At 64.4% G+C, this 26,731-nt stretch carries 27 protein-coding genes; 20 read left to right on the plus strand and 7 right to left on the minus strand.

The genetic code is table 11. The features are described 5' to 3' along the window. Nucleotides 1–202 precede the first annotated feature (202 nt). From ACIGJE_RS22880 to ACIGJE_RS22895, 4 genes are all read left to right on the plus strand, one after another. Nucleotides 203–1,267, plus strand: a complete 1,065-nt coding sequence (locus tag ACIGJE_RS22880) for an ABC transporter ATP-binding protein (RefSeq protein ID WP_311943134.1) — start codon at nt 203–205, stop codon at nt 1,265–1,267. After that, nucleotides 1,264–2,439, plus strand: a complete 1,176-nt coding sequence (locus ACIGJE_RS22885) for an ABC transporter permease (protein WP_415080571.1) — start codon at nt 1,264–1,266, stop codon at nt 2,437–2,439. The genes ACIGJE_RS22880 and ACIGJE_RS22885 overlap by 4 nt, the downstream gene beginning before the upstream one ends. Beyond that, nucleotides 2,436–3,263: an ABC transporter permease gene (locus tag ACIGJE_RS22890; RefSeq protein ID WP_483678747.1), complete on the plus strand. Its 828-nt coding sequence runs from the start codon at nt 2,436–2,438 to the stop codon at nt 3,261–3,263. Before ACIGJE_RS22885 ends, ACIGJE_RS22890 begins: the two co-directional genes overlap by 4 nt. 465 nt (nt 3,264–3,728) lie before the next feature. Beyond that, a complete protein-coding gene (locus ACIGJE_RS22895; protein WP_311943140.1) occupies nt 3,729–4,175 on the plus strand; it encodes an NUDIX hydrolase in 447 nt (148 codons plus the stop codon). A 47-nt stretch (nt 4,176–4,222) separates the two neighbouring features. On the opposite strand, the gene ACIGJE_RS22900 is transcribed toward ACIGJE_RS22895, so the two are convergent. Further along, a complete protein-coding gene (locus ACIGJE_RS22900; protein WP_311943142.1) occupies nt 4,223–5,125 on the minus strand; it encodes a LysR family transcriptional regulator in 903 nt (300 codons plus the stop codon). 140 nt (nt 5,126–5,265) lie between these two features. Here ACIGJE_RS22900 and ACIGJE_RS22905 point away from each other — a divergent pair, with 140 nt between their 5' ends. Further along, on the plus strand, nt 5,266–6,717 hold the full coding sequence (locus tag ACIGJE_RS22905; protein ID WP_483678749.1) for an MFS transporter: 1,452 nt from the start codon (nt 5,266–5,268) through the stop codon (nt 6,715–6,717). Nucleotides 6,718–6,790: 73 nt separating this feature from the next. Here ACIGJE_RS22905 and ACIGJE_RS22910 read toward each other — a convergent pair whose 3' ends face one another. Then, entirely contained in the window at nt 6,791–7,204 is a 414-nt protein-coding gene (locus ACIGJE_RS22910; protein WP_367626633.1) for a VOC family protein, read from the minus strand. A 107-nt stretch (nt 7,205–7,311) separates the two neighbouring features. Between ACIGJE_RS22910 and ACIGJE_RS22915 the strand changes: the two genes are divergently transcribed. Next, on the plus strand, nt 7,312–7,794 hold the full coding sequence (locus ACIGJE_RS22915) for a MarR family winged helix-turn-helix transcriptional regulator (RefSeq protein WP_367626634.1): 483 nt from the start codon (nt 7,312–7,314) through the stop codon (nt 7,792–7,794). 40 nt (nt 7,795–7,834) lie between these two features. On the opposite strand, the gene ACIGJE_RS22920 is transcribed toward ACIGJE_RS22915, so the two are convergent. After that, nucleotides 7,835–8,413 carry a DUF1993 family protein gene (locus ACIGJE_RS22920; RefSeq protein ID WP_311943150.1) on the minus strand — a complete coding sequence of 193 codons (579 nt, stop codon included), beginning with the start codon at nt 8,411–8,413 and terminating at the stop codon, nt 7,835–7,837. Between the two features lie 83 nt (nt 8,414–8,496). Then, entirely contained in the window at nt 8,497–9,513 is a 1,017-nt protein-coding gene (locus ACIGJE_RS22925) for a polyprenyl synthetase family protein (protein ID WP_311943153.1), read from the minus strand. A gap of 114 nt (nt 9,514–9,627) precedes the next feature. Between ACIGJE_RS22925 and ACIGJE_RS22930 the strand changes: the two genes are divergently transcribed. After that, nucleotides 9,628–9,852 (plus strand): putative signal transducing protein, encoded by a 225-nt coding sequence (locus tag ACIGJE_RS22930; protein ID WP_311943155.1) that lies wholly within the window; start codon nt 9,628–9,630, stop codon nt 9,850–9,852. Then, nucleotides 9,849–10,625 (plus strand): tRNA1(Val) (adenine(37)-N6)-methyltransferase, encoded by a 777-nt coding sequence (locus ACIGJE_RS22935; RefSeq protein ID WP_483678751.1) that lies wholly within the window; start codon nt 9,849–9,851, stop codon nt 10,623–10,625. Before ACIGJE_RS22930 ends, ACIGJE_RS22935 begins: the two co-directional genes overlap by 4 nt. 120 nt (nt 10,626–10,745) lie before the next feature. Here the strand turns inward: ACIGJE_RS22935 and ACIGJE_RS22940 are convergent, their stop codons facing one another. Beyond that, nucleotides 10,746–11,504, minus strand: a complete 759-nt coding sequence (locus ACIGJE_RS22940) for a helix-turn-helix transcriptional regulator (RefSeq protein ID WP_367627065.1) — start codon at nt 11,502–11,504, stop codon at nt 10,746–10,748. 217 nt (nt 11,505–11,721) lie between these two features. On the opposite strand from ACIGJE_RS22940, the gene ACIGJE_RS22945 reads away from it, so the two are divergent. The 7 genes from ACIGJE_RS22945 (at nt 11,722) to ACIGJE_RS22975 (ending at nt 19,673) form a co-directional block, all read left to right on the plus strand. Further along, nucleotides 11,722–12,810 carry an ABC transporter ATP-binding protein gene (locus ACIGJE_RS22945; protein WP_311943162.1) on the plus strand — a complete coding sequence of 363 codons (1,089 nt, stop codon included), beginning with the start codon at nt 11,722–11,724 and terminating at the stop codon, nt 12,808–12,810. A 48-nt stretch (nt 12,811–12,858) separates the two neighbouring features. Then, a complete protein-coding gene (locus tag ACIGJE_RS22950; protein ID WP_311943164.1) occupies nt 12,859–14,022 on the plus strand; it encodes an ABC transporter substrate-binding protein in 1,164 nt (387 codons plus the stop codon). A 229-nt stretch (nt 14,023–14,251) separates the two neighbouring features. After that, entirely contained in the window at nt 14,252–15,115 is an 864-nt protein-coding gene (locus ACIGJE_RS22955; RefSeq protein WP_394311820.1) for an ABC transporter permease, read from the plus strand. After that, nucleotides 15,115–15,918 carry an ABC transporter permease gene (locus ACIGJE_RS22960; protein ID WP_311943168.1) on the plus strand — a complete coding sequence of 268 codons (804 nt, stop codon included), beginning with the start codon at nt 15,115–15,117 and terminating at the stop codon, nt 15,916–15,918. Before ACIGJE_RS22955 ends, ACIGJE_RS22960 begins: the two co-directional genes overlap by 1 nt. A 35-nt stretch (nt 15,919–15,953) precedes the next feature. Next, nucleotides 15,954–16,715 carry an SDR family NAD(P)-dependent oxidoreductase gene (locus ACIGJE_RS22965; protein WP_483680297.1) on the plus strand — a complete coding sequence of 254 codons (762 nt, stop codon included), beginning with the start codon at nt 15,954–15,956 and terminating at the stop codon, nt 16,713–16,715. A gap of 523 nt (nt 16,716–17,238) precedes the next feature. Beyond that, nucleotides 17,239–18,525 (plus strand): dicarboxylate/amino acid:cation symporter, encoded by a 1,287-nt coding sequence (locus tag ACIGJE_RS22970; protein WP_376717754.1) that lies wholly within the window; start codon nt 17,239–17,241, stop codon nt 18,523–18,525. A gap of 203 nt (nt 18,526–18,728) precedes the next feature. After that, nucleotides 18,729–19,673 carry an amino acid ABC transporter substrate-binding protein gene (locus ACIGJE_RS22975; protein WP_311943173.1) on the plus strand — a complete coding sequence of 315 codons (945 nt, stop codon included), beginning with the start codon at nt 18,729–18,731 and terminating at the stop codon, nt 19,671–19,673. A 78-nt stretch (nt 19,674–19,751) separates the two neighbouring features. On the opposite strand, the gene ACIGJE_RS22980 is transcribed toward ACIGJE_RS22975, so the two are convergent. Beyond that, nucleotides 19,752–20,066 carry a hypothetical protein gene (locus tag ACIGJE_RS22980; RefSeq protein WP_311943175.1) on the minus strand — a complete coding sequence of 105 codons (315 nt, stop codon included), beginning with the start codon at nt 20,064–20,066 and terminating at the stop codon, nt 19,752–19,754. 466 nt (nt 20,067–20,532) lie between these two features. On the opposite strand from ACIGJE_RS22980, the gene ACIGJE_RS22985 reads away from it, so the two are divergent. Together ACIGJE_RS22985 and ACIGJE_RS22990 are read left to right on the plus strand one after the other, a co-directional pair. Further along, nucleotides 20,533–21,270, plus strand: coding sequence for a S49 family peptidase (locus ACIGJE_RS22985; RefSeq protein ID WP_367627063.1), 738 nt, complete (start codon nt 20,533–20,535; stop codon nt 21,268–21,270). 30 nt (nt 21,271–21,300) lie between these two features. After that, nucleotides 21,301–21,474, plus strand: coding sequence for a hypothetical protein (locus ACIGJE_RS22990; protein WP_156771628.1), 174 nt, complete (start codon nt 21,301–21,303; stop codon nt 21,472–21,474). Between the two features lie 101 nt (nt 21,475–21,575). On the opposite strand, the gene ACIGJE_RS22995 is transcribed toward ACIGJE_RS22990, so the two are convergent. Then, complete coding sequence (locus ACIGJE_RS22995; RefSeq protein ID WP_311943179.1) at nt 21,576–21,983, minus strand: hypothetical protein; 408 nt, start codon at nt 21,981–21,983, stop codon at nt 21,576–21,578. A 324-nt stretch (nt 21,984–22,307) separates the two neighbouring features. Between ACIGJE_RS22995 and ACIGJE_RS23000 the strand changes: the two genes are divergently transcribed. From ACIGJE_RS23000 to ACIGJE_RS23010, 3 genes are all read left to right on the plus strand, one after another. Then, entirely contained in the window at nt 22,308–23,231 is a 924-nt protein-coding gene (locus tag ACIGJE_RS23000; RefSeq protein ID WP_311943182.1) for a glycine--tRNA ligase subunit alpha, read from the plus strand. Nucleotides 23,232–23,305: 74 nt separating this feature from the next. Beyond that, entirely contained in the window at nt 23,306–25,411 is a 2,106-nt protein-coding gene (gene glyS / locus ACIGJE_RS23005; RefSeq protein ID WP_483678752.1) for a glycine--tRNA ligase subunit beta, read from the plus strand. Nucleotides 25,412–25,777: 366 nt separating this feature from the next. Beyond that, a complete protein-coding gene (locus ACIGJE_RS23010; RefSeq protein WP_367627061.1) occupies nt 25,778–26,695 on the plus strand; it encodes a LysR family transcriptional regulator in 918 nt (305 codons plus the stop codon). Nucleotides 26,696–26,731: the final 36 nt, after the last annotated feature.

Here is a 26,731-nt window from a genome sequence, read left to right on the forward strand (position 1 = left end):
AATACAGACCTTTGTCATTGCCGGGCTTGACCCGGCAATCCAGGATCGCTTTCAAGGTTGAGGCGAGGCACTGGATGCCCGGGTCGAGCCCGGGCATGACAAGGCTGCGTTAATGCCGGCTGGGTTGTGTCTCGATGTCCGCCCGGGCATCGCTCATTCCAACGTCCCAAGGCCCGCACCTGGAAGGAGCTTTTCGGATCCGATGGACTCGTTCATTCACTTCGACGGTGTCAGCAAATCCTTCGGCACGATGAAGGTCGTCGACAATCTCGACTTCCATGTCGGCCAGGGTGAATTCGTCAGCCTGCTCGGCCCCTCCGGGTCCGGCAAAACCACTCTCCTGATGATGCTGGCCGGCTTCGAGGCACCCAGCAGCGGCGCCCTGCTCGTCGACGGCACCCGCGTGGAGACCCTGCCCTCCTACAAGCGCAACATGGGTGTGGTCTTCCAGAATTACGCCCTGTTTCCGCACATGACCATCGCCGAGAACGTCGCCTTCCCGCTCAAGATGCGCGGCATCGGCCGGGCCGAGCGCGACGCCAGGGTCACCAAGGCGCTCGATCTCGTCCGGCTCGGCCATCTCAAGGATCGCAGGCCTTCCCAGCTTTCGGGCGGCCAGCAGCAGCGCATCGCCCTCTCGCGCGCCCTCGTCTACGAGCCCAAGGTGGTGCTGATGGACGAGCCGCTCAGCGCGCTCGACAAGCAGTTGCGCGAGCACATGCAGCTCGAGATCCGCGAGCTCCACCGCAAGCTCGGCCTCACCGTGATCTTCGTCACCCATGACCAGGGCGAGGCCCTGACCATGTCGGACCGGGTCGCCGTGCTCAATCTCGGCAAGATCGAGCAGCTCGATACCCCGTCCGGCCTCTATGACCGCCCGCGCACACGCTTTGTCGCCGAGTTCATCGGCGAGACCAACCTGCTCGACGGCACCCTGAAGTCCTGCTCGGACGGCCTCGCCACCGTCGAGTTGGCCCTGGGGCCGACTGTCTCCTGCCGCACCGAGCTTTCTCCCAAGCCGAGTGCACCGGTGCTGGTCTCCGTGCGGCCCGAAAGGCTGCATCTGAGCGACGCGCCGGCCCTGGCCAATACGCTGCCTGTTCGCGTCGAGGACGACGTCTATCACGGCGATCACGTCCGCCTGCATCTCAAGAGCGGCGAGCGACGCCTGGTGGCCAAGGCCGACCGGCGCGAGGCGAGCCGCCCCATCGGCTCCGATGCCCATGTCGGTTTCGCGCCCGACGACTGCACGCTGGTCCTGCCATGACGGCGGCCCCGCGGCTCAAGGCCGCTCTCCTGGTGCTGCCCCTCATTGCCTTCCTCGGCATCTTCTTCCTCTGGCCGCTCGGCATGATGATCGTCACCTCCGTGCAGGGTGGCACCGTGCGGCACGCCTTCCCTCAGACGGCCGAGGCGATCGCCGGCTGGCAGGGCGAAGGCCTGCCGCCGCCCGAGGTCCAGGCCGCGCTCGCCAAGGATCTGAGGACGGTCATCCCCCAGGAGCAGTTCGGCGATGCCGTGCGCGCCCTCAACAGCCAGCAGGCAGGCTTCCGCACGCTGCTGCCCAAGACCGCGACCGCCATCCGCAACGCGCCCGAGAACAGCCCGCCTGCCCTCGCCACCATCGATCCCCGCTGGAACCAGCCCGCCTTCTGGCTGGCGCTGAGGCGCTCGATGCCGGCCTATACGGACGCCAACCTGCTGGCCGCCGTCGATCTCAAGCGGGCCGATGACGGCAGTATCGCCAATGTGCCGCCGGATATGGCCGTGAACCGCATGATCATGCTGCGGACCTTCATGATCGCCCTGCAGGTCACGCTGCTCTGCGTCGCCATCGGCCTGCCCTTCGCCATGCTGGCCGCCAGCGTCTCCGGCTGGAAGCGCAATCTCCTGCTGCTTGCGGTGCTGCTGCCGCTGTGGACCTCGCTCCTGGTGCGTACCGCCGCCTGGATGATCCTCCTGCAGGAGAACGGCCTGATCAACCAGACGCTGAAGGCCCTCGGCCTGATCGATGCCTCGCTGCCGCTGATCTACAACCGCACCGGCATCCTCATCGCCATGACGCATGTGCTGCTGCCCTTCATGGTGCTGCCGATCTATGCCAGCCTCGTCGCCATCCCGCGCAACCTGATGCCGGCCGCCGCCTCGCTCGGCGCCCCGCCACTGCGGGCCATGCGGCACGTCCTGCTGCCGCTGGCCATGCCGGGGGTGCTCTCGGGCTCGCTCCTCGTCTTCATGGTGGCGCTCGGCTACTACATCACCCCGGCCTTGGTCGGCGGCCCGAACGAACAGATGATCTCCTCGGTGATCGCCTTCTATGCCACCGGCACCGCCAATTGGGGCATGGCCGGGGCGCTCGGCATCTTCCTGCTGGTGCCGACAACGGTGCTCTATCTGGTCTATGGACGGCTCTCGCGCACGCCGATGGTGCAGACATGACGGGATTGGGCAAGAGCTCCTTCAACGCCTTGCGCCTCGCCTTCGGCGCACTGGTCGTGGCGTTCCTGGTCGTCCCGCTCGCGGCGATCCTGCCTCTGGCCTTCACCGACAGTGTCTTCCTGACCTATCCGATGACGGGGCCCTCGACGCGCTGGTTCGACACGCTCGCCACCAGCGACGCCTGGCAGCGCTCGATCGTCAACTCGATGATCGTGGGCACCGGCGCGACGGTGCTGTCCACCGTGGTCGGCACGCTCGCCGCCCTCGGCCTGAGGCGCAATTTAGTGCCGTTCTCCGGCGTGCTGCGCTCGATCTTCCTGCTGCCCATGGTGGTGCCGGCGGTAGTGCTCGGCGTCGGCATGCAGATTCTCTATGCAAGGCTCGGCCTCGCCTCCTCCTATGCCGGCGTGATCATCGCCCATGCCGTCTTGTGCGTGCCCTTCGTGCTGGTCAACGTCTCCGGCTCGCTCGCCAGCATCGATCCGGCTCTGGAACGGGCGGCGGCGAGCCTCGGCGCTTCACCCGGCACGGTGTTCCGGGCCGTGACCTTCCCGCTCGCCTTGCCCGGCATCCTCACCGGTGCGGCCTTCGCCTTCGCCACCTCGCTCGACGAGGTGGTGATCACCCTCTTCGTCGCCGGCCCCAACCAGACTACGCTGGCACGGCAGATGTTCTCCTCGCTCAGGGAGAACATCAGCCCGGCCATCGCGGCGGCCGCCTTCCTGATCATCGTGATCACGCTGGTCCTGGCCCTTGCCGTGAAGGGCGCCGCGATCCTGGCTCTGCTCGGCAAGCGCAAGCAGGTGCTGCCGGCCGAGGAGTGATGCCAGGCTGCGATCCAATCCGCGGGGGGCGGGTCTGATGACCACCCCTTTCAAGGTGTTTGGAACGAACCGGGAAAGGTTTGTAAAATAGTCCATAAATACGCTGGATGGCGCCGCCCCTCACCTTACCTCTCCCCGTAAGGACGGTGCGAGGAGGCGCAAGCGTTGTGACTGGTTCTCGGAGCATTCATCTCGCCCAACCGTCGTGCGAGATGAAAGATTTCCCGAATATGATTCGACGTCAAAGCCCCCTCGCCCCGTCCTTACGGGGAGAGGTAAGGTGAGGGGCAGCGCGACCTCGACGATCAGACCTGACTCGACCGCGTCAAACACCTTGAAAAAGGCGAGTCTGCAGACTCGCCCACCACGTGCGCCATGTCACGCCGGCATAGCGGTATTTGAGCGAGGATATCAGCAAGTCAGTCGCGTAGGAGCCTTTGCTCCAATCAAGAGCGTGAGAGTACCATGCCGAGTATCGCCATCGACATCCTGCCCAATCCGACGCGCCGCCAGGTTGCGGCCTTGCCGCTGCGCGAAAAGGATGGCCGCATCGAGGTCTGCCTGGTGACCACCCGTACCACCCATCGCTGGACCGTGCCGAAGGGCTGGCCGATCAAGGGCCGCAAGGATCATGTCGCCGCCCGCATCGAGGCCGAGCAGGAGGCCGGTGTAACCGGCAAGCCACGCAAGAAGGCGCTCGGCTCCTTTGTCTATTGGAAGCGCCTGACCGATCGCTTCGAACTGATCAAGGTGAATGTCTATCCCTTGCGCGTCACCGGCATGTTGCCGGCCTGGAAGGAACAGACCCAGCGCCGTGTGCAATGGATGGGCCTCGGCGATGCTTCCATCATCGTGGACGACCCCGGCCTCGCCAAGCTGCTGTCCGGCCTGAAGCCGGCGATGGCGCCATAAAACACCGTTCACTGGGATGCCTGCGATCCCGGAAGAAACGCGCCTACCTAGCCGGCCAGTTGCTCGGTGCAGACCTTCCGGACGCAGTCCCTCAACCAGCGATGGGCCGGATCGGCATCGAGCCGCGGGTGCCAGAGCAGGGAGATCGTGATCTCCGCCAGGGGAAACGGCAGTGGGAAGCAGAACAGGCCGGCACGCAGGCGGCCGGTCGAACGTTCGGGCACGGTGGCGACCAGGTCGGTCGAGCGGGCCAGGGCCAGCGCTTCGGAAAAGCTGCTGACGATCGTCGCGATGTTCGGCTCGAGACCGAGGGCTTCGAGCCTGCCATCGGCCGGCCCCCTATAGAGGGCTCGGCGTGAGATCAGGACATGGCTTGCCTGTGCATAGCGGGCCGGCGTGATCGGAGCCTCGCTCAGAGGATGGCCCATCCTGACGACACCGACGAAACGATCGCGAAACAGGGCCTGCGCGCGCACTTCCGGCCCCATCGAGTCGCCGATGACGCCCGTCTCCAGATCCACACTGCCGTCGCGCAGGGGCGTGCTGTCCTTGTCGGCTTTCGGCACGAAACGCAGCGTGACCCCCGGCGCCTGTTCGCGGGCATAAGCGATGAGATCGGGTCCGAAATTCTCGACGAAACCCTCCCTGTTGCGCAGTGTGAAGGTTCTCGTGAGCTTTTTCAGGTCGAGCGCTTCCACCGGACGAAGGACGCTTTCGACCGCCTGGACGAGTTGGCCGACGTTTTCGCGCAGTTCCAAAGCCCGCGGTGTCGGTACGAGGCCGCGGCCGGCGCGAACGAGCAGCGGATCGCCGGTCGTGTCCCGCAATCGGGCCAGGGCTCGGCTCATCGCCGAGGGGCTGAGCCTGAGACGACGGGCCGCTCGAGCGACACTGCCTTCCGTCAGCAGGACGTCGAGCGTGATGAGAAGATTGAAATCGGGCAGCGTCATGGACCGATCATAGCATCCAAGGGTAATTATGGCATGGCGTTCGATGCACCAATGAAGTGCAAATGATGCGCATTCCGCCATATCAGGCACAGGCCTATCTTTCAGCGGTTCCCCCTTCGAACCGACGGAAGACGCAATCCATGCCGAAATCAGCGACGAGAGATGATGGACGGGTGCATGAAAAACCCACGCCTCCGTTCCACGGGGCCCTCGCCTGCCTCAGCCTCTGCATCCTGCTGTCCTCCCTGGGCACCAGCATCGCCAATGTCGCCTTGCCGACTTTGGCCGCGGCCTTCTCGGCCTCATTCGAGCAGGTGCAGTGGATCGTGCTGGCCTATCTGCTGGCGATGACCACCCTGGTCGTCAGCGTCGGGCGATTGGGAGACATCGTCGGGCGGCGAAGGCTGCTGCTGTCGGGTCTCTTGCTGTTTACATTGGCTTCGGCTTGCTGCGCGGTAGCGCCGACCTTCGGGCTGCTGGTCGCGGCGCGCGCTGCACAGGGCCTCGCCGCCGCCATCATGGCGGCTCTCGGCATGGCTATTATCGGCGAAGCCGTTCCGAGGGAAAGGACCGGCAGTGCCATGGGGCTGCTCGGCACGATGTCGGCCGTCGGCACCGCCCTGGGGCCATCGCTCGGAGGCCTCATGATTTCCGCCTTCGGCTGGCGGAGCATCTTCCTTCTCAATATCCCTTTGGGCCTCCTGGCCCTCTATCTTGCTCGTCGCTTCCTGCGCGAGGATGGCGGCAAATCCCGGGATGCCCGCAACAGATTCGACAGCCTCGGCACATTCCTGCTCGCCGCAACGCTCGCTGCCTACGCCCTGGCCATGACCACGGGGCGCAGCGCTCCCGCCTGGACCGGTGCGAGCCTACTGCTGGCAACCGTCATCGGCGGCGCCCTTTTCCTGCTGGTCGAGGCACGTATCAGCTCACCCCTGATCCAATTGGCCGCCTTCCGCAGCGAGGGGCTGAGCGCCAATTTGGCGACGAGCGCCCTGGTCGCCACGGTAATGATGACGACCTTCGTCGTCGGGCCATTCTACCTGTCCGGCGTCTTCGCTCTCGACGAGGCTGAAATCGGCGCGGTGATGGCGATCGGCCCCGTCCTTTCCATCCTGAGCGGGGTCTTTGCCGGACGCATCGTCGACCGCCTGGGTGCGCCTCGCCTGATCCTCATCGGCCTGACCGAGATGGCGGTCGGAGCCATCGTCCTGTCTACAATGGGCCCGGCATTCGGCGTCGCGGGCTATATTGCCGGCATCGTCATCCTGACGCCGGGCTACCAGCTTTTCCAGGCCGCCAACAACACCGCCGCCATGGCCAGTATCCCAGCGGACCGGCGAGGCGTGACATCAGGCCTCGTCAATTTGTCGCGCAATCTGGGCCTGATAACGGGGGCTTCGGCCATGGGCGCCATCTTCCGTTTCGCCGCGGGAACGGGTGATATCGCCAAGGCCCCGCCGGAGGCCGTCGCCTTCGGCATGCAGGCAACATTCGGCACCGCCGCGCTCCTGATCGTGGTGGCGATCATCCTGGCTGCGGGAACGCGCATCCTGGCGGGCCGCGCCGCACATCCCCAGGACGCACCCTAAATTGCTGGATGCAGGTGAAGCCCAAGCGCAAGTTTCCCCCTCCCCTGGAGGGGGAGAGTGATGAATTCGCGCCTCAGCCCTGCGGCGCCATCGCGGCAGGATCCATCCACACGATTTCCCAGACATTGCCGTCGGGATCCTCGACACTGCGGCTGACCATGAAGCCGTGATCCTGCGCCGGGTTGGGGTCGGCCTTTCCGCCCGCTTGCGTGGTGCGGGCCAGCGTCGCGTCCACCGCATCGCGCGTATCGACATTGAGGGCGATCAGCGCCTGGCTCCACTGGCGCGCATCGCCGATCGGGCGCTGGGTGAACTGTCCATAGCGTTCGTGAGTGAGCAGCATCACGACGATCGCGTCGGAGAGCATCACCGATTTGGTCTGCTCGTCGGAAAATTGCGGGTTCACCTCGCCGCCCAGGGCGACATAGAATGCGGTCGCGGCGGCAAGATCGCGCACCGGCAGATTCAAGAAAATCATCTTGGCCATCACTTCCTCCTTCACCGAATGGGCGAGTTGATTTATTGTCTCGCTGTGATGTTAGTAAGCACAAAGTATCTTAATGTCAAGATACTTTGTGCCAAGAGAACCTGCCGATGGACCGCGCCGACACAGCCGTCGAACAATGGGCTCGCGAGCGACCCGACCTTCCCTCCTTACCGATGGCGGTATTCGGCCGCCTGTCCGATGCCTCCGAACGGGTGCTGCGCGACCACATGAACCCGCTCTTCGCCACCGCAGGCCTGCAGCCGGGCGAGTTCGACGTGCTGGCCACGCTGAGGCGTTCGGGCGAGCCCTACATGCTGTCGCCGACGCGACTCTACGAGGCGGCGATGATCTCCTCGGGCGGCATGACCAATCGCCTCGACCGGCTGGAGCGCGCCGGCCTGGTCGAGAGGCGTCCCGATCCTAATGACCGTCGCGGCAAGCTGATCGCCCTTACCGAGGCCGGCAAGATCGTGATCGATGAGACCATTGCGCGCCATGTTGCCAATGAGCAGCGGCTGCTGTCGGTGCTGACGCAGGCCGAGCAGGAAACCCTCGATAGCCTGCTCAGAAAGCTGATCACCGCACTTTGACGAAGGGCTCGCGCTCCCTTCGAAGCCAAGCACCTACGCTTCAACCAGGCAGCCGCTGGATCAGCGGTCTGGGCTCCGGCTGCACCTCCCGCACCAGGTTGACGCCTGCTTCATATTGATGAAAGCCGTCGAAATCGCCCTTGCCGATCGGGCAGCCGGCGAGGCGCAGCAGCGAATAGGCCATGCCGAGATGAAAGAAGAAGTTCGGCAGGGCATATTGGGTGACGAAGTCCACGGCCTTGGCCTCGAACACGGCCTGGCCGGCCTTTTCCCGCACCAGCCTCGCTTCCCCGCCGGCAAAATCGCGCCGTGAGACGTTCCTGAGCCGGGCAATGGTGTTTCCCAGCAGGAGGCGGATATCTTCGATCGATTCGATCGGGCCGTCATCGAGCATGATCGGCTGCTGCAGCACCGGATTAATGGCCCGGATGGAGAAGCCGAGCGCGATGCGAACCTGCCACTTCAAGGGGAACATGTTCGGCTGCAAAGCGAGGTTGAGGACCTCCGCCTGCTCCGTGCCCTGGAGCTGCAGATGCTCGGCCGTCTTGTCGAGGATCGCGTCGAGATTGGTGAGATAGCGCAGGAAAACCGGTACGGAAACGTCGAAGAGATCAGCCATGGGCTTGCTTCCCTGGACGGCCTCGAACCGTCCGCATTACGCGTGGAGAGTTCCGCATCCGGCCGGAAAGAGGCCGACCGGGCTCAGTGAGCGCGGCCGATACAGAACTCCACCACATCGACCAGGGCTGATTTCATCGGGCTGTCGGCGAACAGCGCCAGGGCGTCCTTGGCCATGGCGCCGTAGTGACGGGCGCGCTCGATGGTGTCTTCCAGCGTCTTGTGGCGGCGCATCAGGCCGATGGCATGCTCGAGGTCGGCCTCCGCGATCTCGCCGCGCTCCAACGTCCGGCGCCAGAAATCGCGCTCCGCTTCGTTGCCGCGCCGGAAGGCCAGCACCACCGGCAGGGTGATCTTGCCCTCGCGGAAGTCATCGCCGACATTCTTGCCGAGCTTGGCGTCCGAACCACCATAATCCAACGCATCGTCGACGAGCTGGAAGGCGATGCCGAGATTCATGCCGAAGGAGCGGCAGGCGGCCTGCTCGTCCTTGGGGCGCTCGGCCAGAACCGGGCCGACTTCGCAGGCGGCCGCAAAGAGTTCCGCCGTCTTGCCGCGAATCACCGCCAGATATTCGTCCTCGGTGGTCGCCGTGTTCTTGGCGGCGGCAAGCTGGGCCACTTCGCCCTCGGCGATGACGGTCGCGGCCGTGGACAGGATGTCGAGCGCCTTGAGCGAGCCGACCTCCACCATCATCTTGAAAGCCTGGCCGAGCAGGAAATCGCCGACCAGAACGCTCGCCTCATTGCCCCACAGCATGCGGGCGGCAGGCTTGCCACGCCGCATGTCGCTTTCGTCGACGACGTCGTCATGCAAGAGCGTGGCCGTATGCATGAACTCCACCGAGGCCGCGAGCTTCACATGGCCATCGCCCTGATAGCGGGCGAGTTGCGCGGTTGCCAGGGTCAAAATCGGGCGCAGACGTTTGCCTCCGGAGGAGATCAGATGGTTGGCGACTTCCGGAATCATCGTCACCTCCGATCCCGTCCGCGACAGGATGGTGGTGTTGACCCGCGCCATATCCGCCTTGGTCAGGTCGACGATCGGCTGAAGCGAGCCTTGCGACCCGGATTTGTCCTCGAATGCGACAACGACGCCCAATACATGCACTCCGTTTTGCCGGCACCATAGAAATGCGCGGCTCCCCATACAAGCTTGCTGTTGTCGCGCCAACAAGCTCGTTGCAATTGTTGCGATAATCGCAACGATTGCGGCATGGAAGAAATCGTTCGTACCAATGATCCCGTGCTGATCTCCTATATCGAGGCCTTGCTGACCGAGGCGGGCGTCGTCCACCTGGTGCTCGACACCCATATGAGCGTACTGGAAGGCTCGCTCGGCATGATCCAGCGCCGCATCCTGGTCGACACCGACCAGAGCGTGCTGGCCCGTCAGCGGCTGACCGAAGCAGGCCTCGGCAAGGAGTTGCGCACGCCGTGACCAAGCCTACGACTGGGACCGCGGCCGGGACCACGCTCTCGGCCTTTCTGGGCGGCCGGCTCGAAATCGCCCAACCCGCCAGCGGTCATCGTGTCGGAACCGACGCGGCCCTGCTTTCGGCCTGCCTCTCGCCCTCTGCAGGAGAAACCGTCTACGACCTCGGCGCGGGGATCGGCGCCGCTGGCCTCGGTCTTGCCGTCCGTTGTCCGCAATCCCGCCTCGTCCTGGTCGAGATCGATCCGGCCATTGCAGCGCTGGCGGCCGAGAATGCAGCACGCAACGGCCTTGCTGAGCGGGTAGCCACGCTCGAGGCCGACGTCACGCAAAGGCCGTCGCAGGACGCCCCCCTGCTGCCCGGCACGGCCGATCACGTCATCATGAATCCGCCCTTCCACCTTCCCGGCACGATTCGCCCCGCGCCCGACGCCTATCGCGCCGGCGCGCATGTGCACGGCCAGGCCGACGAGGAGGCCTGGATCCTCTGCGCCCTCGCCCTCCTGCGCGCCAAGGGCAGCCTCACCCTCATCCACCGGGCCGACGCCCTGCCCCGGCTTCTGGCAAGCCTCGACCGCCGCTTCGGCGACATCCGGGTCAAGCCCGTGCAGCCGCGCGTCGGCCTGCCGGCCGCCCGCCTGCTCATTCGTGCAATCAAGGGCTCGCGTGCGCCCTTCCTCCTGCTGCCGCCGCTGATCCTGCATGATGAGGACGGCGGCTTCACCGCCGAGGCGGACGCCCTGCATCGCGGCGAAGCCTCGATCGACTGGCAAGCCTAGAGCAAAGTGCGTTCAAGCGTGAACGCTTGTTTGCTCTAACTCCTTGTTCCCAAGCCAATCCAGAGGATTGGCTAAGGCGTCTTTGCGATTCCTGGTGATTCCACCAAATCGCAAAACGCTTTAGCCGGTCTCGTTCAGAAGCGAGAGGAAACGGGCGAACAGGCCGGCCTGGGAATGGATGCCGAGCTTGTGGCGGATGTTGCGGCGATGCACCTTCACCGTGCCCGTCGAGATATGAAGCAGGCGGCTGATCGAATCCGACGAATGCCCCTGCAGCACCAGATTGACGATTTCTCCCTCCCGCGCCGTCAGCGACTGGCTGGCCCAGAGCCGAGCCCGGTCGAGATCGCTGCCCGGCAGCGGCAAGGTCGTCACCCGGCTGCCGGCCTCGCCGAACTCCGGCAGGTCGCGCCAATGCTGGGCACAGAGCGCGAGGACGATCGGGGCCAGGTCGCGCAGGCCGCGCACCTCCGCCGTGCCGAACGGGCCGGAGGCGGCCAGGCGCATCAGGGACCAGACCACCGAGGTCTGTTCGGGAAGCTGCACGAAGAAGCCGACCTCCTCCGCCAGCCCGGTCTGGCTGTAATAGGAGCGGAAATACTCGCTGGTGTAGAAACGGTCGGGCGCCAGCTCGCGCATGCGACGGAAGCCCTCGCATCCCCCGATCGCAGCCCGGTGGAAGGGATCGAGCAGATAGGCGCCATCCTGGTAGAGGGCGACGAAGACATGGCTCTCGGCAGGCGAGAAGGTCTCGTACAGCATCGGCGGCCGCGCCGAACCGCGATAGGCGAACACCACGCTGTGATCGAAGCGCGCATGCAGGCCGAGCCAGGCCAGCAGGGCACGCTCGAACTCGCCCGGCCCAGCGTGGCCCGCCACTTTTATCGCCTCCGCCAGCGCCGTGGATGCCGCCAAATTATGCCTGGAGCTGCCGATTTCTACCCCCTGTGATGAACAAACATGCAGCATATACCCCCGGATAGGTATATACGAGAGGAAATCGGCTCTGCTAGCTTTCTCTTCGCCGAGGGCCGAAAAGCAAGAACGAACCGGCCAGAACGAAACGGCTCGGCACCGATCGAGGGGACAAGCGCGGATGAACGACACGACCTCGCCCGATATCGAATTTCGCGCCGTCGCCAAGCGCTACGGTGAGGTCATCGCGGTTCATGGCATCGACCTTGCCATCCCCAACGGTGCCTTTGTCGCGTTGCTAGGCCCCTCGGGCTGCGGCAAGACCACCTGCCTGCGTATGATCGGCGGCTTCGAGCAGCCGAGCAGCGGGCAGGTGTTGATCCGCGGCCAGGACATGGCCGGAACGCCGCCTTTTCGCCGCCCGGTCAACATGGTCTTCCAGCAATATGCCCTGTTTCCGCATCTGAGCGTCGGCGACAACATCGCCTATGGCCTGCGCCAGGCCCGCCCGCGCCTGGCCGGTTCGGAGATCGCCCGGCGCGTCGACGAGGCGCTCGCCATGGTGCGTCTCTCCGGCTATGGCCGCCGGCGCATTCACGAGCTCTCCGGCGGCCAGCAGCAGCGCGTCGCCCTGGCGCGTGCCCTGGTCAACAAGCCTGCCGTGCTGCTGCTCGACGAGCCACTCGCCGCGCTCGACAAGAAGCTGCGCACCGAGATGCAGCTCGAACTGCAGAATTTGCAGCGGTCCCTCGGCATCACCTTCGTGCTGGTCACCCACGACCAGGAAGAGGCGCTGTCGATGAGCGACCTCGTCTGCGTGATGAACAAGGGCCGTGTCGTCCAGACCGGGGCTCCCAGCCAGATCTATGACGATCCGGCCGATCTCTTCGTCGCCGATTTCGTCGGAAAGTCCAATTTCCTCGACGGCAAGGTCACCGCAGCAGAGGGCAAGGCGGCCAGCATCGTGCTGGCCGACGGCACTACGCTTCAGGCCCGGACCCACATGCCACTACGACCCGGCCAGGCGGCCCGCGTGAGCATCCGCCCCGAAGCTATGCGGCTGGAGACCGGTGACGGACCGAGGCTGCAGGGTACCGTGCACAACCGCATCTTTCTCGGTTCGACCGCCGAATACGCCATCGAGATCCGGGATGTCGGAACCATCCTGGTCGCGGCCGACCACCTGGCACACGGTCCCGGCCTCAAGGGGCCGGGCGATAGCGTCTCGGTCGGTTTCGCACCGGGTGCTCCACTCGCCTTCGCCGCCTGAACGACCTGAAAAGCCGCAAAAAGCGACGCTACCAGAGGGAAATGAGCCATGTCGAAATCCTATCGCGACGACCTGCCAATCTCGGCCCAGGGCTTTGTCGACCAACTCCTGCGCTATCGCAAAGGCTCGATCAGCCGTCGCCATTTCCTCGGCGCCACCGGCCTCGGCTTGGCGATGGCCGTGCTCGGCCGCGAGAACGGCCTGCTGCCCGCCCCCGCCTACGCGGCCGGCGAACTCGGCGACAAGATGTCGATCGCCACCTGGCCCAATTATCACGACCCGCAGACCTTCGTGAATTTCACCAAGGCGACGGGCGTCGCCGTCGAGGTCAATGTCTTCGGCTCCAACGAGGAGATGCTGGCCAAGCTCCAGGCCGGCGCCACCGGCTGGAGCCTGTTCGTGCCGACCAACTACACCATTTCCACCTACAAGAAGCTCAGCCTCATCGACGCCATCGACCTTGCCAAGCTGCCGGCCTACAGCGCCTCGACCGAGGATGCCCGCTTCACGGCCGAAGGCACCGTCGACGGCACGGTCTATGCCGTGCCGAAGAATTGGGGCACCACAGGCTTTGCGGTGAATACCCAGAAGCTCACCAAGCCGCTGGCAAGCTGGAAGGATTTCTGGGACACCGCCATGGCCGAGGGTTCCAACCGCACCATGGTGCATGACTACCAGCTCACCACCATCGGCAATGCCCTGAAATATTTCGGCTATTCCTTCAACTCGCTCAAGCAGGACGAGCTTGCCAAGGCCGAGGAACTGCTGATCAAGGCCAAGCCGCATCTCTATGCGGTGTCCTCCGACTACCAGCCGCCCATGCGCGCCAACGATGCCTGGATGACGATGTGCTGGACCAATGACGGGGCCCAGCTCAACCGCGACCTGCCCCACATCAAATACATCCTCGGCAAGGAGGGCGGCGAGATCTGGACCGATTTCTACGCCATTCCCAAGGACGCCCCCAACAAGCCGGCCGGCTATGCCCTGCTCAACTATCTGATGACGCCTGAAAATGCCGTGAAGGAGCACATCGCCAATGGCGCGCCCTGCACGGATTCGCGCGTCAACGCCCTGCTTCCCAAGGACTTCCTCTCCAATCCCATTCTCTATCCGGCCGCCGAACTGCTGAAGCCGCTGGAATTCGGGGCGGCGGCGACACTGACCGATCCGGGACGTGCCGAGCTGATGGCCCGCTTCAAATCGGCCTGACCGGCCGCCTCAGGATGGCTGGAGGTAAGGTCGCTCCGTCATTCCCGGCGCCACCGCAGGTGGCGGGAAGGGAATCCAGGGGCCAGGGGCGCCGTGTTTGCCCCTGGATTCCCTTCCTCTCACCCTCTCTCGCTTCGCTCGCGAGCGGCTCGGCCGGGAATGACTGCATCCCTCACGCTGAGAACCTATTCCGCCAGTGCAGTTCCATCCTTCCCTCGGAAACGATCCAGTGGTCTCCTCACGCGCCCGCCGCACACTCGTGACGACCCTGCTGCTCGCACCGGCGAGTGCCTGGCTCGTGGTCTTCCTGGTACTGCCCTTCATCGCCGTGCTCGTCTTCAGCGTCGGCGAAAGGGCGCCGGAAGGCGGCTACCAGGCCGCACTCTCCTTCGCGCAATATGCCAATCTCGGCGCACGCTCCACCGCCTTCTGGAACACCGCGATCCTGGCGCCCGCCGGCGCCTTCGCCTGCCTGCTGGTGGCCTATCCCGTCGCTTACTATCTGGCCGTCAAGGCACCGCCGCGCTGGCGGCTGATCCTGCTGGCACTGGTGGTCATCCCGTTCTGGACCAGCCTTTTGATGCGCTCCTATGCCTGGATGTACATCCTGGGCTCGCGCGGCATCCCGGCCCTGCTCGACCTCGTCGGCATTCCCGATGTCAGGCTGCTCAATACGCCGGGCTCGGTCCTGATCGGCATCGTCTATGGCTACCTGCCGCTGATGATCCTGCCGATCTATGTCAGCCTCGAACGGCTCGATCGCCGTCTGCTCGAAGCCTCGGCCGACCTCGGCGCCACACCCTTTTCGACCTTTTTCGGCGTCACGCTGCCGCTGTCCCTGCCCGGGGTGATGACCGGCTTCAGCCTGGTGATGATCCTGCTGCTCGGCGAATATCTGATCCCGACCTTGCTCGGCGGCGGCAAGGTGTTCTTCATCGGCAACGCCTTGGTCGACCTCTTCCTGCAATCGCGCAACTGGCCGTTCGGCTCGGCCATCGCCGTGACACTGGTGGTCGCCTCGGTCGTGGTGCTCATGATCGCCAACCGTATCACCGCACGCGTCTCGGGCGCCCGGCAGGTGGACCTGATCTGATGAGAGCCTTCGTCACCGCCGTCTTCGCCTTCCTCTATCTGCCCATCGGGCTTTTGGTGCTGTTCTCCTTCAACGCCGGCCGCAATGCCAGCGAGATCGTCGGTTTTTCGACCAAATGGTACGGCACCGCGCTCGCCAACCCCTTCCTCACCGAAGCCCTGCGCAACAGCCTGATCGTCGCCTCCAGCAGCGCCCTGCTGGCCGCGGTGTTCGGCACTGCCGCCGCCCTTGGCCTGTCGCGCGTGGGAGCACGGACCCGCCTCGTCTTCGACGCCCTTTTCGGCGCGGCCATCGTGGTGCCCGGCGTGGTCATCGGCATCGCCACGCTGGTGGCGCTGGTGCAGGTCTTTGCCTTCGCCAACCCGCTGCTTGCGGCGATCTGGCCGGGCGAGACCCCGCCCCGGCTCGGCCTCGGCTATGGTTCGATCATCGCCGCCCATGGCCTGTTCGCAATGGCGCTGGTCACCATGATCGTGCGGGCCCGGCTCGGCAGCCTGAGCCGGGACCTGGTGGAGGCTTCGAGCGATCTCTACGCCACGCCCTTCACCACCTTCCGCTCCATCGTGCTGCCGCAGATCTTCCCGGCCATCCTGGCGGGATTCCTGCTGTCCTTCACCTTCTCCTTCGACGACTTCATCGTGGCCTTCTTCGTGGCGGGCCCCCAGACCACCCTGCCGATCTATGTGTTCGCTTCGATCCGCCGCGGCGTAACCCCCGAGATCAACGCCATCGCCACGCTCGTGCTGGTCGCCTCGGTGCTGATGGTGCTGCTGGCCCAGTTCCTGCTGCGCAAGCGCCGATAACGGCCCTCGCGCCACCAATTCCTGAGTGAATGACCATGATCCTCGAAAACCGCATCGCCATCGTCACCGGCTCCGGCTCCGGCATCGGCCAGGCCGGCGCCCTTACCATGGCGCGCGAGGGCGCCATCCTCATTGTTGCCGATCGGGACAAGGACGCCGGCGAGGCGACCGCCAGCATGATCCGCGCACGAGGCGGCCGTGCCGATGCTGTCACCACCGACGTGGCGGATGACGCGGCCGTCGAGCGCCTCATCGGCGGCACACTCGACCGTCACGGCCGCATCGACATCCTGCACAATCATGCCGGCATCCAGGTCGGTGGGCCGCTCACCGAAGTCGGCCTCGACGGGCTCGATGCCTCCTGGCGCATCAACGTGCGTGCCCATTTCCTGGCAGCCCGCCTGGCCATGCCGGCGATGATCGCGGCGGGCGGCGGCGTCATCCTCAACACGGCCTCCAATTCCGGCGTGTTCTACGACCGGGAAATGATCGCCTATGCCACCTCCAAGCATGCCGTGGTGGCCATGACGCGCCAGATGGCGCTCGACTATGCCCGGCACAAGGTCCGGGTGAACGCCCTGTGCCCCGGCTGGGTCGACACCCCCTTCAACGAGCCCTTCATTGCCCAGATGGGCGGCCGTGCCGCCATCGAGGCCTATGTTCGCGAAAAGATCCCGATGGGCCGATGGGCCACGGCGGAAGAGATCGCCGAGGCCATTCTCTTCCTGGTCTCGGATCGTTCCGCCTTCATGACCGGCCAGGCTCTGGTCGTCGACGGCGGCGAGAGTATCGGCTGATACCAAGCCTCGGGGATGCCGACGTGCCGAAGCATGGCCTTCCCGCGATCGTAGGACGTGTCAAAGACATCGTAGGAAGTGTCAAAGACTTGGCATGGGCCGTCGCCGCAAGCTTGGGCCAACGCGGATGACGTCTGATTTACTCGTTCCGTCATTGCGAATGAAGCGAAGCAATGACGGGGTGGCCTTTAGGATTCCTGATATGCAAATCGGCTCTGCTCGCCTCCCGCGCGCCTTTCCACGCGGACGGTATGGTGCTGCCTCGCGTTGACCAAAATGAACGCTCCTGTTTTTCGAGCAAAACACCCTGTCAATATTCGGCAGGAAATGTGTCGGTCGACATCTGCAAAAGCGCTTTGAAAAGGCTTGACTCGGGCCGCCGGCTGGAGTGCAACTATGTCAATAACATGACAAATCTGTTGCAAACTTTTGGCATACGCGTCTCTCCAGCGTCGTTTGTCTGATGATTTGCCCAGGGGAATCTCGCTTGTCTGCATCCCGCCAGATGCAACCGTTAGGTCAAATGAGGGGGGTCAACTTGAATAGGAACTTCATCTACGTGATGGTCGGTCTCGTGCTGGGCATCGCAATCGGTATCGCCTGTTTCTACTCCTTCCCCGACAAGAAAACCGCGGCCACGATCGCCGACTACATGTCCCTCGTCAGCACGATCTTCCTGAAGCTGATCAAGATGATCATTGGCCCGCTGGTGCTTTCGACCCTGATCGTCGGCATCGGCCACATGGGCGACGCAGCCACCTTGGGACGGGTTGGCGCCAAGACCATGGGCTGGTTCATCTCGGCGTCGATCGTGTCGCTGCTGCTCGGCCTGGTGATGGCCAATCTCATCCAGCCCGGCCACGGCATCGTGATCGCCGACCAGAGCGGCAATACCGCCAATATCGCGACCGCCTCCTTCAGCTTCAAGAATTTCATCGAACATCTGGTTCCGACCTCGATCTTCAAGGCGATGGCCGAAGGCGAGATCCTGCAGATCGTTGTGTTCTCGCTGTTTGCGGGCGTTGCCATCATGGCCCTGGGCGAGCGCGGCAAGCCTCTCGTCCACCTTGCCGATGACGTCGCCCACATGATGCTGACCATCACTGGTTATGTGATGACGCTGGCGCCGTTGGCCGTCTGCGCGGCCGTGGCCTCCGTCATCACCACGTCCGGCCCAAGCGTGCTCTTGAACTTCGTCAAGTTCCTCGGCGGCTTCTACCTGACGCTGCTCATCCTGTGGGGGTTCCTGATCGCCATCGGCTATTTCCTGCTCGGTGCCCGCATGGGCAATCTGATCAGGCGCATGCGCGAGCCCTTCCTGCTCGCCTTCTCGACGGCGAGTTCGGAAGCCGCCTATCCCAAGATCCTCGACCAGCTCGAGCGGTTCGGCGTCCCCAAGCGCATCGCCAGCTTCGTGCTGCCACTCGGCTATTCCTTCAACCTCGACGGCACCATGGCCTATACGACCTTCGCGACCCTGTTCGTCGCCCAGGCCTATGGCATGGAACTCTCGCTCGGCACCCAGCTTGCCATCGCCGGCACGCTGATGCTGACGTCCAAGGGCGTGGCCGGCGTGCCCAAGGCATCGCTGGTGGTGATCCTGGCGACGCTGCACCAGTTCAACATCCCGGATGCGGGGCTCTATCTGATCATCGGCATCGACCAGTTCCTCGACATGGGCCGCAGCGCCACCAATGTGATCGGCAACTCGCTGGCGGCGTCGGCAGTCGCCAAGTTCGAGGGCGGCCTCGGTCCGGAAAAGGACGACATCAACGCGCCGGAAGTGGCGCCCGCAGCGGCACCCGCCTGAGCCAATGGCGGCGGCACGGCTCGTGCCGCCGCCTGCCGTCGTCGAGCATCCGAGAGCATTTTTGAGAAGAGTCGACAGGCTTTTCGACCAGGAAAATGCGCCAAAACAAAGAGTTAGGGGAAATGGCACCTCACGGAAAAGCCATTTTGCTGCAGCGTGGCGGTGCCAATCCACCCGCTGTCCGGATTTTTCAGGAGAGAGTCTTGCATAAACTCTTGGCGCTAGCGGCCATCGTCATTCTGGCGGCAAATGTCCCCGCCAAGGCCGAGGACATGATCGGGCAGGACCTGACGGCCGCACCGAAGCAGGATTACTTTCCGCTGGAGCTATCCGGCACGTTGCTGAAGGCGAACCAGACCGGCGCCATCATCATCGGCTATCGCGACGCCTCCTTCCCTTTCTCCTTCAAACGGCCGGAACAGGCCGAACCGCAAGGCTACGCCATCGAGTTTTGCAAGGGCGTGGTCGACGAGATCTCGCGCGAGCTGCATGACAAGCCGGTTCGCATCGACTACAGGCTCGTCACCTCGGACACCCGCATCGCGGCGGTGACCTCGGGCGAGGTCGACCTCGAATGCGGTTCGACCACGGCCAATCGCGAGCGCGAGAAGCAGGTTTCCTTCTCGCCCGTCACCTATGTCGCGGGCACCAAGCTGCTGGTCAAGCGCGGCTCGGGCATCCGCTCCTACAAGGATCTGCAGGGCAAGACCCTGGTGGTGACGGCGGGCACCACAAACGAAGCGGCGCTGAGGCAGCTCAACGACAAATATCATCTTGGCATGACCATCGCTTCGGCGCCCGATCATCAGCAGTCCTACGACATGCTGGCGGCCGGAAAGGCCGATGCCTTCGCCACAGACGACGTGCTGCTCTATGGTTTCATCGCGCGCAACCATGCCCAGAAGACCTTGGCCGTGGTCGGCGATTTCATCACCTATGACGCCTATGGCATCATGTTCCGCAAGGACGATCCCCTGATGGCCGAGGCCGTCAAACGCGCCTTTGCGACCATGGCCGAGCAGGGCAGGCTGGTGAGGACCTATCGCAGATGGTTCCTCCAGCCGACGCCGACCGGGGAGAATCTCAATCTGCCGATCTCCCTGCAATTGACCGAAGCCTGGCGGGCGCTCGGCATCGATGCGTTCTGATCGACCGAGGCCCCGATGAAAAACACCCCCGAACCAAGTTCGGGGGTGTCGATCGTCAGGCAGCGGAGACGATTTTCATCAGCGCCAGCAGACGCGACGGTTCACCCAGCGCCAGCCGTAATAGGTGTGGACGCGTACACGCTGCCAGCGGCAGTAACGTGCCGGACGCGGACGCCAATGCGGGCGGTAATAGTGCGGGCGATAATAATGCGGGCGGCCGCGGTGATAGACCTTCTGCGCGGCATCCGGTGACGGGGCCGACTGTTCAATGGCCTGGATCACGCCAGCATTGGCTGCGGGATGGATCACCGCAGCCTGGGCCGACTGCGCGGTCATTGCAGCGCCCCCCATGCCGAAAGCCAGAGCGGCTGCCAGAGCGAGTTTGCGAAACATTCGTTCCTCCTGCGATTCAAATCGGCGAAAGCTCGACCCGACCCCGACGGGCCGGCTTACTATGATACTAACTGCCGAAACCGTGAAGGTTCCGGGGGGAGCGGCGATTATCGTTCGTCCCTTCCCGCTTCCACTATCCCGGCATTGGCTGAATGCGACTTGATCGACCCGTTCATCCTGCATTCAGCCGGCGCGGCAACCTATCGTACCGCCGGGATTTCATGCCTATATGCGGCAAAGGCGTTCATCACCTTCTCGTGAGGACTGCCGCCCCTGCTGCACAGGAAGAGGCGAAGCTGCGTTGACGACACCTGATATCCCGCGATCGACCAATCCATTGAAGCGAAGTATCGGCCGGATCCGACAATTACTGCCCGAGAAATGGCGTCACCCGGCGCCCGTGGTTGCCGTCCTTCCGCTTTCCGGCACCATCGGTACCGGCTCGCGGTTCTCGAGCAGCCTGAACATGACCAAGCTCGACAAGCTCATCGACAGTGCCTTCGCCGTGAAAGGCGCCAAGGCGGTCGCGCTGGTGATCAATTCACCCGGTGGCTCGCCGGCGCAATCGCATCTGATCATGCGCCGTATCCGCGCCCTCGCCGCCGAGAAAAAGCTGCCGGTCTTTGCCTTCGTCGAGGACGTCGCGGCCTCCGGGGGCTACATGATCGCCTGCGCCGCCGACGAGATCGTTGCCGACCCCGCCTCGATCCTGGGCTCCATCGGTGTGGTCTCCGCCTCCTTCGGCTTCGACAAGCTGATCGAGAAGATCGGGGTCGAGCGCCGCGTTCACACGGCCGGGCGCTCCAAGACGATGCTGGATCCCTTCCGGCCCGAAAAGCCCGAGGATGTCGAAAGGCTGGCGGCGCTGCAACATGACATCCATGACATGTTCATCGCCCTGGTCCGGGAACGCCGCGCCGGCAAGCTCAAGGGCGAGGAGGAGCTGCTGTTCTCGGGCGAGTTCTGGCTCGCGCCGCGGGCCATCGAGCTCGGCCTTGCCGATGCCATGGGCGATGTGAGGTCCACCATGCGCGCGCGCTATGGCGAGAAGGTACGCTTCAAGACCGTGTCGGAACCGCGTGGCCTGCTTGCCCGGCGCTTCGGCCTTGGCGCCCATTTCTCGGCTGCTGAAAGCGAGCAATTAACCGAAGGCATTCTTGCCGCACTCGAAGGGCGTGCAATTCGTGCCCGTTTCGGTTTATAGTTACGGAATGATGAATGAAGAGGACCTGCCATGCATCCTGTCGTTCTAGCCGTCGCCAGCCTTGTCGGGACCGTGGTTCTCGCGCGCCTGGTCAAGCGCGAATGGGAGCGAGTGAACAACGAACTCTACAAACCCCAGCCCGTGCGACAGGAAGCCATCAACCTGCGCCGCGACCCGCGTAGCGGCGTCTATCGCCCCGAATAAAGCGGCGCGGCCGTTCCGGTTGCGGGTCCTCATGCAGATCCGCCAAATGCAAAGAAGCAGGTTCTCGCGAACCTGCTTCTGCTTTTTTGGCGGGGCTTGGATCAATCGAAGTTGCGAATGATCCGGCAATGCTTGCGCATCGGCACGCTGCGGTCCTCCATGATGGAGCCGTCGTCCAGCACCACCTGGCGCCAGACATTGGTGCAGCGCTGCTGATCGACGAACTTGACCTTGACGGGAGCCACGGCCGGGCGGGGCCGCGGCGGATTGCAGGCATGGGTGCGGCAGGGCGGCGGGTTCGTGATGATCACACGGGCCTCCGGCGAGGTCCCGCCGCCATTACCGCCACCGCCGCCGCCGGACGCACCCGAGCTGGCGCCTCGGCCACCGCCATTGCCGCCGGCACCCGGGCCGGTCGTAGCGGCGAAGGACGTGGAGATCGAGCCGGCTACCGAGCCGAAGATCAAGGCCGCGATAAGTCCTGTACGAAGAAGGGATTGCCTGGACATAATACTTACTCTCCTGAGCTTTGGTTTGGACGGGATCGGTTGTGGTGTCCCGTTGCGTCCCTTGTCTCATGAGTGCTTCCCGGCATCTGTGCGGACAGGCACAAGGCCGCGCGCCGCACAAACAGGTTTCCCCAGTGTCGATCTTGCTCTAAGGGTCGGGCCCTGGTCTGTACCGGCGGAAACAGTTTCTCCGGCACGGCTCAGCTGAAGAAAAGTGCGATTTCCCTGAACCGCAATTTTCTCGGTCTCTTTTGTTTTGACGCATCTTCTCAGTTGAGAAGCCGGCCGGCTTTCTGGAGAAAATGCTCTAGTTCGAGAACCGTCATGGCCGACGCTACCCCCGCCCATATGCGCCCTGAACGCTCCTTCCAGGGCCTGATCCTGACCCTTCAGCGCTATTGGGCCGATCACGGCTGTGTCGTGCTGCAGCCCTACGACATGGAAGTGGGCGCCGGTACCTTCCACCCCGCCACCACCCTGCGCTCGCTCGGCCCCAAGGCCTGGAAAGCGGCCTATGTGCAGCCTTCGCGCCGCCCCAAGGATGGGCGTTATGGCGAGAACCCCAACCGCCTGCAGCATTATTACCAGTTCCAGGTCATCCTGAAGCCTTCGCCGCCGGAGCTGCAGGACCTGTATCTCGGCTCGCTGGCCGCCATCGGGCTCGATCCCCTGGTCCATGACGTTCGCTTCGTCGAGGACGACTGGGAGAGCCCCACGCTCGGGGCCTGGGGCCTGGGCTGGGAGTGCTGGTGCGACGGCATGGAAGTGTCGCAGTTCACCTATTTCCAGCAGGTCGCCGGGCAGGAATGCAATCCTGTCTCCGGGGAGCTGACCTATGGCCTCGAGCGCCTGGCCATGTATGTCCAGGGCGTCGAGAACGTCTATGATCTCAACTATAACGGCCGCGACGGCGCCGAGAAGGTCACCTATGGCGATGTCTTCCTGCAGGCCGAGCAGGAATATTCGCGCCATAATTTCGAGCATGCCGACATCGAGATGCTCAAGCAGCACTTCATCGATGCCGAAAAGGAGTGCAAGGCCCTGCTTGCCGCCGGCGACAAGGGCAATCGGCATCAGCTCGCTTTGCCCGCCTATGACCAGTGCATCAAGGCGAGCCATCGTTTCAACCTGCTCGACGCACGCGGCGCTATCTCGGTGACCGAGCGCCAGAGCTACATCCTGCGCGTACGCGACCTCGCCAAGGCCTGCGGCGAGGCATGGGTCAAGACCGAAGCCGGCGGGGCCTGATCGTAGACCCTCTCCGCGCTCCCCATCCCTTCCCTTTCCGGCCTTCCAGGTCACCAGCTTTCGAAACCAATCCCATGCCCGACCTCCTGCTCGAACTCTTCTCCGAGGAAATCCCCGCCCGCATGCAGGCCAAGGCGGCCGAGGACCTCAAGAAAATGGCGACGGATGCGCTCGTCGAGCGCGGCGTCGTCTATGAGGGCGCCTCGGCCTATGCCACGCCGCGCCGCCTGGCCCTGACCGTGCATGGCCTGCCGGCCCGCCAGCCCGATACGCGCGAAGAGCGCAAGGGCCCTCGTGTCGGCGCCCCCGACGGCGCTATCCAGGGCTTCCTAAAGGCCGCCGGCCTCGCCTCGCTCGACCAGGCCCGCATCGAGAGCGATCCCAAGAAGGGCGAGTTCTACGTGGCGGTGGTGGAAAAGGCCGGACGGGCCCTACCCGACCTCATCGCCGAGATCGTGCCGGAAGTGGTGCGCAGCTTCCCCTGGCCCAAATCCATGCGCTGGGGTTCGGGCAGCCTGCGCTGGGTGCGTCCGCTGCATTCGATCCTCTGCACCTTCGGCCCAGAGACCGAGGACCCGGAAGTAGTACGCTTCGAGATCGAGGGCGTCGCCGTCGGCGATACCACCAAGGGCCATCGCTTCATGGCGCCGGGGACCATCCAGGTCAGGCGCTTCGAAGATTATGTCGCCAAGCTGGAGGCCGCCAAGGTGGTGCTCGATCCGGCCCGCCGGCGCGACATCATCCTTACCGATGCCCGCAACCTCGCTTTCGCCCAGGGGCTGGAACTGGTCGAGGACGACGCGGTGCTGCATGAGGCCGCCGGCCTGGTGGAATGGCCGGTGGTGCTGATGGGTTCGTTCGAGGAGAGCTTCCTCTCGGTACCGGACGAAGCGATCCAGGCCACCATCCGCGCCAACCAGAAATGCTTCGTGGTGCGCGATCCCAAGACGGGGCGCCTCGCCAACCGTTTCATCCTGATCGCCAATATCGAGGCTGTCGACGGCGGAGCGGCCATCGTCGCCGGCAATGAGCGCGTCATCCGCGCGCGCCTCTCCGACGCCAAGTTCTTCTGGGAAACCGACCAGAAGCCCCTGCCCGGTTATGAAGCTGAAGGCAAGCCGCTCGACCAGCGCCTCGCCAAGATCATCGCCTCGAATGTGGTGTTCCACGAGAAGCTCGGCACGCAGGGCCAGCGCATCGAGCGCATCGCCGCTTTGGCCAAGGCGCTCGCGCCTGTCGTGGGTGCCGACCCCGCCAAGGCCGAGCGAGCGGCCAGGCTCGCCAAGGCGGATCTTGCCACCGAAATGGTCGGCGAGTTTCCCGAACTGCAGGGGCTGATGGGCCGCTATTACGCCACCGCCCAGGGCGAGGACGCCGCCATCGCCGCCGCGCTCGAGGATCATTACCGTCCCAAGAGCGCCGGTGACGGCGCGCCGAGCGATCCGGTCGCGGTCGCCGTGGCGCTCGCCGACAAGCTCGACACGCTGATCGGCTTCTGGACCATCGACGAGAAGCCGACCGGCAGCAAGGACCCCTATGCCCTGCGCCGGGCCGCCCTCGGTGTCATCCGCCTGGTGCTCGACAACAGGCTGCGCCTGCCCCTCCTCACGACCGTCGCCAAGGCTCCCTTCGCCAAGAGCAACGACATCGCCGACGATCTCCTGGCCTTCTTCGCCGACCGCCTGAAGGTGCAGTTGCGTGAACAGGGCGCGCGCCACGATCTCGTCGACGCGGTCTTCGGTCTCGGCGGGCAGGACGATCTCCTGCTCATCGTCCGGCGGGTCGAGGCACTCGGCCGCTTCCTCGGCAGCGAGGACGGCAAGGCCCTGCTGGCGGGAGCCAAGCGCGCCGCCAATATCCTGCGCATCGAGGAGAAGAAGGACGGCGCCGGTGCCTATGCCGGCGGCGCGGATGCCTCTCGCCTCACCGAGCCGGAGGAAAAGGCGCTGCAGGCCGCCTTGCAGGCGGCCCGGCAGGCAGCATCGGCTGCCATTGCCGCCGAGGACTATGAAGGCGCCATGACGGCCCTTTCGCAGCTGCGCCGGCCCGTCGACGCTTTCTTCGACAAGATCCTCGTCAACGCCGACGATGCAGCCCTGCGCCTCAACCGCCTGAAGCTGCTGGAAGAGATCCGCACGGCAACCCGTAGCGTCGCCGATTTCTCGCGCATCGAGGGCTGAAGCGTTTTGCGATCTGGCGGAATCGCCGAGAATCGCAAAGACGCTCCAGCCAATCCGCAGGATTGGCTTGGAACCAACGAGGGAGAGCAAACACGCGTTTTCACCTAGACGCACTTTGCTCTCCTACTCGGCCCCAACGAGCCTCATCGACCCGTCATCGCGAGCACAGCGAAGCAATCCAGGGGCTATAGGCCAGCGATCTTGCGAAGGCTGGATTGTTTCGCTGCGCTCGCAATGACGGATATGCTTGCTATGAAAACACAGGCCGAGCTCGTCTCCACAAGACGATCTTGCACCATTGCTCGCCGGTGCTAACACTAGAAAGCTTTCACCGGATCTGCGTTTCTTGTCGCCGGGGACGCCTGCATGACCGTTTCTGACTCTACCCTACAGCGTCCCTCCCCCAATTGGGATGACTACCGCTATGTCCGCGCCGTGGCGGAGACCAAATCCCTGGTGGGCGCGGCGACGGCCCTTGGCGTCAACCATTCCACTGTCTTCCGCCGCATCAATGCCGTCGAGGAATTGCTCGGCGCCCGCTTGTTCGAACGGGGGCGCAGCGGTTACGCCCTCACCGCGGCGGGGGAGGAGATGGTGGCCCTCGCCGGCCGCATGGCCGACGACATCAGCGGCTTCGAGCGCCGTGTGGCGGGCCGGGATGTCAAGCCGTCCGGGGAATTGCGCGTCACCACCAATGACAGCATCATGGCGCACCTGACCATGCCGGTCTTCACCAGTTTCCTGACCAGCTTTCCCGACATCCGCCTCGACGTCGTCGTCTCCAACCTGCCGCTGAACTTGTCCAAGCGGGATGCGGACGTGGCGATCCGTGCCACCTCGGCGCCGCCGGACACGCTGGTGGGGCGGCGGGTCTGCACCATTGCCTGGGCCATTTACGGCCCGGAGCGGCTGAAGGGTGCCGAGCTCGCCGACCTCTTCGCCGAGCGCTGGATCGCCACCGGCGAAGGTCTTTCCAACATTCCGCCGGCACGCTGGGTGGAACGTGAAGTGCCGAACGAGCGCATCGTGATGCGCCTCAACACCATTCTCGGCGTCGCCGAGGCCCTGCGGTCAGGGTTCGGGGTCGGCTTGCTGCCCTGCTATATCGGCGACGCCCTGCCGCTGCCGCGCCTTTCCGAGCCGCTGCCGGGCGTCGGCGCCGGCCTGTGGTTGCTGACCCATCCCGATCTCAAGCACTCCGCCAAGGTTCGCGCCTTCATGGACCATGGCTGGGAAGCACTGACGAAGCTCAGGCCCGTGCTGGAGGGAACGGCAGAGGTCTGAGCGCGCTCCGTCTCCCCAGGCTCGATCGCCGCTCTA

The organism is Labrys sp. E2SS-1L, from assembly GCF_057073705.1.

Excerpts from the sequence above, each read along its gene's own strand:
- ACIGJE_RS22980 (WP_311943175.1), bottom strand. The coding sequence starts at position 20,066 with ATGTTTCGCAAACTCGCTCTGGCAGCCGCTCTGGCTTTCGGCATGGGG.
- ACIGJE_RS22895 (WP_311943140.1), top strand. The coding sequence starts at position 3,729 with ATGCCGAGTATCGCCATCGACATCCTGCCCAATCCGACGCGCCGCCAG.
- ACIGJE_RS22970 (WP_376717754.1), top strand. The coding sequence starts at position 17,239 with ATGAGGGGGGTCAACTTGAATAGGAACTTCATCTACGTGATGGTCGGT.
- ACIGJE_RS22920 (WP_311943150.1), bottom strand. The coding sequence starts at position 8,413 with ATGGCTGATCTCTTCGACGTTTCCGTACCGGTTTTCCTGCGCTATCTC.
- ACIGJE_RS22990 (WP_156771628.1), top strand. The coding sequence starts at position 21,301 with ATGCATCCTGTCGTTCTAGCCGTCGCCAGCCTTGTCGGGACCGTGGTT.
- ACIGJE_RS22885 (WP_415080571.1), top strand. The coding sequence starts at position 1,264 with ATGACGGCGGCCCCGCGGCTCAAGGCCGCTCTCCTGGTGCTGCCCCTC.
- ACIGJE_RS22915 (WP_367626634.1), top strand. The coding sequence starts at position 7,312 with ATGGACCGCGCCGACACAGCCGTCGAACAATGGGCTCGCGAGCGACCC.
- glyS (WP_483678752.1), top strand. The coding sequence starts at position 23,306 with ATGCCCGACCTCCTGCTCGAACTCTTCTCCGAGGAAATCCCCGCCCGC.
- ACIGJE_RS23000 (WP_311943182.1), top strand. The coding sequence starts at position 22,308 with ATGGCCGACGCTACCCCCGCCCATATGCGCCCTGAACGCTCCTTCCAG.
- ACIGJE_RS22985 (WP_367627063.1), top strand. The coding sequence starts at position 20,533 with ATGACCAAGCTCGACAAGCTCATCGACAGTGCCTTCGCCGTGAAAGGC.
- ACIGJE_RS22960 (WP_311943168.1), top strand. The coding sequence starts at position 15,115 with ATGAGAGCCTTCGTCACCGCCGTCTTCGCCTTCCTCTATCTGCCCATC.
- ACIGJE_RS22910 (WP_367626633.1), bottom strand. The coding sequence starts at position 7,204 with ATGGCCAAGATGATTTTCTTGAATCTGCCGGTGCGCGATCTTGCCGCC.
- ACIGJE_RS22900 (WP_311943142.1), bottom strand. The coding sequence starts at position 5,125 with ATGACGCTGCCCGATTTCAATCTTCTCATCACGCTCGACGTCCTGCTG.
- ACIGJE_RS22950 (WP_311943164.1), top strand. The coding sequence starts at position 12,859 with ATGTCGAAATCCTATCGCGACGACCTGCCAATCTCGGCCCAGGGCTTT.
- ACIGJE_RS22945 (WP_311943162.1), top strand. The coding sequence starts at position 11,722 with ATGAACGACACGACCTCGCCCGATATCGAATTTCGCGCCGTCGCCAAG.
- ACIGJE_RS23010 (WP_367627061.1), top strand. The coding sequence starts at position 25,778 with ATGACCGTTTCTGACTCTACCCTACAGCGTCCCTCCCCCAATTGGGAT.
- ACIGJE_RS22995 (WP_311943179.1), bottom strand. The coding sequence starts at position 21,983 with ATGTCCAGGCAATCCCTTCTTCGTACAGGACTTATCGCGGCCTTGATC.
- ACIGJE_RS22965 (WP_483680297.1), top strand. The coding sequence starts at position 15,954 with ATGATCCTCGAAAACCGCATCGCCATCGTCACCGGCTCCGGCTCCGGC.
- ACIGJE_RS22880 (WP_311943134.1), top strand. The coding sequence starts at position 203 with ATGGACTCGTTCATTCACTTCGACGGTGTCAGCAAATCCTTCGGCACG.
- ACIGJE_RS22905 (WP_483678749.1), top strand. The coding sequence starts at position 5,266 with ATGCCGAAATCAGCGACGAGAGATGATGGACGGGTGCATGAAAAACCC.
- ACIGJE_RS22890 (WP_483678747.1), top strand. The coding sequence starts at position 2,436 with ATGACGGGATTGGGCAAGAGCTCCTTCAACGCCTTGCGCCTCGCCTTC.
- ACIGJE_RS22930 (WP_311943155.1), top strand. The coding sequence starts at position 9,628 with ATGGAAGAAATCGTTCGTACCAATGATCCCGTGCTGATCTCCTATATC.